General features: G+C 50.6%; 2 protein-coding genes. Both read left to right on the plus strand.

Going from position 1 to position 3,268, the window contains the following annotated elements; all coding sequences use genetic code 11:
- The first annotated feature begins 262 nt into the window (after window positions 1-262).
- Window positions 263-1,591 carry an ATP-binding protein gene (locus ACFQ2O_RS20715; RefSeq protein ID WP_377532623.1) on the plus strand — a complete coding sequence of 443 codons (1,329 nt, stop codon included), beginning with the start codon at window positions 263-265 and terminating at the stop codon, window positions 1,589-1,591.
- A 393-nt stretch (window positions 1,592-1,984) separates the two neighbouring features.
- Window positions 1,985-3,244, plus strand: a complete 1,260-nt coding sequence (locus ACFQ2O_RS20720; RefSeq protein WP_377532625.1) for a DUF1036 domain-containing protein — start codon at window positions 1,985-1,987, stop codon at window positions 3,242-3,244.
- Window positions 3,245-3,268 lie beyond the last annotated feature (24 nt).

The raw sequence follows: 3,268 nt of genomic DNA on the forward strand, positions 1-3,268 counted from the left end.
GTACTACTTCTATTATGACTGAAAACCAATAGCTCTTTCTTTCTCCTTACAACTCAGCCTCCATTCTAAAGCCAGGAACAAATCTTACTCTATGCTGCTTTGTCAAGTTTTTCTGTTATAAAACTTGACAATTGATGAGATTTAGTTTTCACAACCTTAACTTATTCTAATAAAAGAAGTCCTCTGTTGGATTTATTAAAGAGCACAATGGCGCTTATGGATACAAACCACTATTTTTGAAGTTCACAAAACAGATGGTTTAATGCCCGAGAGTCAAAACATAGAGTGGAAGGTTAGCTGGCGCGACGAGTACCTGAAGTGGATCTGCGGCTTTGCCAATGCTAAGGGCGGCAGGATCTACATTGGCAAGGACGATGACGGCCATGTCACCGGCCTCTCTGACTATAAAAAGCTGATGGAGGACATTCCTAATAAGGTGTTAAATCATCTCGGCATTCTCTGTGACGTGAACCTCCATCAAGAAAGTGACAGGCACTTTATCGAGATTGTGGTGCATCCTTATGATGTACCGATTTCTTACCATGGGAAGTACCATTTCAGGAGCGGCAGCACGAAGCAGGAGTTAAACGGAGCCGCTCTAAACGAGTTCCTGCTCCGCAAAGCGGGCAAAACCTGGGACGATGTAGTAGAACCCAGCGCTACTTTGCAGGACATAGGCGAAGAGGGCATCGAGGCTTTCAAGCGGGGAGCAAGCAATAGCAGGCGCCTACCTTCCGCGGCGGATGACAGTACGCAGGAGTTGCTGAGAAACCTGAGGCTGCTGAAGGGAGACGACCTGAAGCGGGCGGCTCTGTTGCTTTTCGGGAAAGACGTGCGGGCCTTCTTTCCTACGGCTTATGTGAAGATTGGCAGGTTCGGCAGTTCTGACGCTGACCTGCTCTTCCAGGACCTGGTGGAGGGTAATGCCTTCCAGCTGGCTGACCTTACCTTGGAATTGCTACAGAAGAAGTACTTCACAGCTCCTGTTTCCTACCAGGGGCTTCACCGCATAGAGGGTTCTGAGTATCCCTTTGAGGCTCTCCGCGAGATCATGCTCAACGCCATTGTCCACCGCACATACACAACAGCCCCCATTCAGGTGAGTGTTTATAGCGATAGGCTCACCGTCTGGAATGAAGGTTCGCTGCCAGATAACCTATCTGTAGAAGACCTGAAGCGGAAGCACCCTTCGCTGCCTAGGAATCCTGTGCTGGCTGATGCTTGCTTTAAGGGTGGCCTGATCGAGGCTTGGGGCAGGGGCACTGTGAAGATTATGGAGGAGTGCCAGCGTCTGGGGCTTCCGGAACCTGAGATAACAGCCATCGGCGGCGGTGTCTCCGTTACGCTTTTCAAAGACATCTATTCAGAAGAGCAGCTTAAGGGGCTGGGGCTGAATGAGCGGCAGGTAGAGGCGCTGCTGCTTTGGAAGCATGATGGGAGGATCCAAAACAGTAAGTACAAAGAAAAGTTTGGAATAACAGACCGAACCGCCTTGCGGGATTTAACAGAGCTGGTGGAGAAAGGCTTGCTTAGCAAAGAAGGGGAGAAAAAAGCGACTGTCTACATCTACAAAGGCCGGAATGTCGGATAAAAGCCATAGATGTCGGATAAATGTCGGATAAACTGGGCATTGGCTTTAATAGCCTAACTAGTGACTGCTTTAAAAAAGCGAACAAAAAGAGCCGGTGCAACTAATGTGCCGGCCCTTTGTGCAATAGGATGGCAGACAACCAGGGGCTGAAGCCATGCGATGAAATAAACATTAGTAGTATATTATATAGCAAATTAAGAATTATAGTATTTTGCGTCACTATGCCACCCAGACCATTGAAAACAAATGACAACCACACCACAGCCCGCATGACCTGCGTGAAGGGCAACCCGCACAGCTGCACGTGCTTTAGCCATACAATACACTTTCTATTCAATCATTAAACCAAGTGGTGTCAGCTCTAACAGCCGCCGGGAACTAATTTAAAAAAAGATGCATAAACTTTTACTTACCTTTCTTGCCCTCAGCTTGCTTACAATCAGGCCAGCCGCTGCGCAGCTGAAGGTCTTTAACCCTTCCGACCAGGCTGTCTCGCTTGCTATCGGCTATTACCATGAGAAGGGGCTCTTTAAAGGCTGGCACACGCAGGGCTGGATTCACATCGCGCCCCACGACTCTGCCACCCTGCTGCCGGAAGGCATCGCAGGCGGGCAGTTCTACTACTTTGGCAGGCTAGCCAGCTGCGATCAGCTCTTCCAGGGGCAGTACGCCCTGCACATTCAGCCGACAGAGGCCTTCACCATTGCTAACGCGGCAACAGACAGCCCCGTCACGCTGAGTAAGAGCCTACAGAAAGTGGGATTTGTGAAGGTGGACGTGCCAGAGGGTAAAAAGCAGCACACGCTGCTTCTGCCGGTGCTTAACTGCACCCAGAACGGCATCAGGCAGGGCGCCTGGACACTTTACCTGGACCGCGACAAAGAGGAGGTACAGCAGGAACAGGATGCTGCTTTCATCCGAAAGATTACATATCAGAATGAAATACCAAGCGGGTTAGTACGCGATTATTATGCCAAGACAAATGTTCTGCAGTGGGACGGGAAACTAGTAAGTGAGCGGCCAGACGTGCGGCAGGGCACTTGCATCACCTATAATGAGCAGGGGCAGAAGGTAGAGGAGGCTATTTACCAAGACGGTAAGCCAGTGGGCAAGGTGAGGCGTTGGGGTGCCGACGGCAAGGAAATTATCACGAAGAAGACCTACAGGACCGTGACGGTGCTAGAGCCGCAGGTGGGTTACTTGGTGAGCTACTATAACCCGGGCAACAGCAGGACCCTTATTCCTGTGACCCTTCCGGAGAACACCGTGCGCTGGTACTATGAGTTCACCGCCTACCGCAACAAGGCGGACATGGAGGCGGTACGGAGCACTTTCCAGCTTGCCTCAGAACTCTCTATGTTCATTGATCAAACTGGCTTCCTGAAGCTGGCCACGGCTGCCTTGACACCTCCTGCCGGCGGCGACATCTGTAACGTGTACCTGATAGAGGATGAGTCTCAGGCGAAGATCTTCATGCAGAAACAGCCAAACTTCAAGCGTGTGACCGATGCCTCGCGGACCAGCCTTACTTCAGCTGTGGTGCCTGTACAGTATCCGGGCAAGCAGGTGTACCTGGGGCTGCACAACCCGGCCGATGTGGACGGCATTTACTTTGCCATTGAAGTGGTGGCAGTAGTGGAGGAAGAAATATAAAATTCCTTTTAAAAAGATATTCTT

Source organism: Pontibacter rugosus, from assembly GCF_042678745.1.
Taxonomy (GTDB): domain Bacteria; phylum Bacteroidota; class Bacteroidia; order Cytophagales; family Hymenobacteraceae; genus Pontibacter; species Pontibacter rugosus.

Coding starts and splice junctions, on each gene's coding strand:
- ACFQ2O_RS20720 (WP_377532625.1), top strand. CDS start 1,985: ATGCATAAACTTTTACTTACCTTTCTTGCCCTCAGCTTGCTTACAATC.
- ACFQ2O_RS20715 (WP_377532623.1), top strand. CDS start 263: ATGCCCGAGAGTCAAAACATAGAGTGGAAGGTTAGCTGGCGCGACGAG.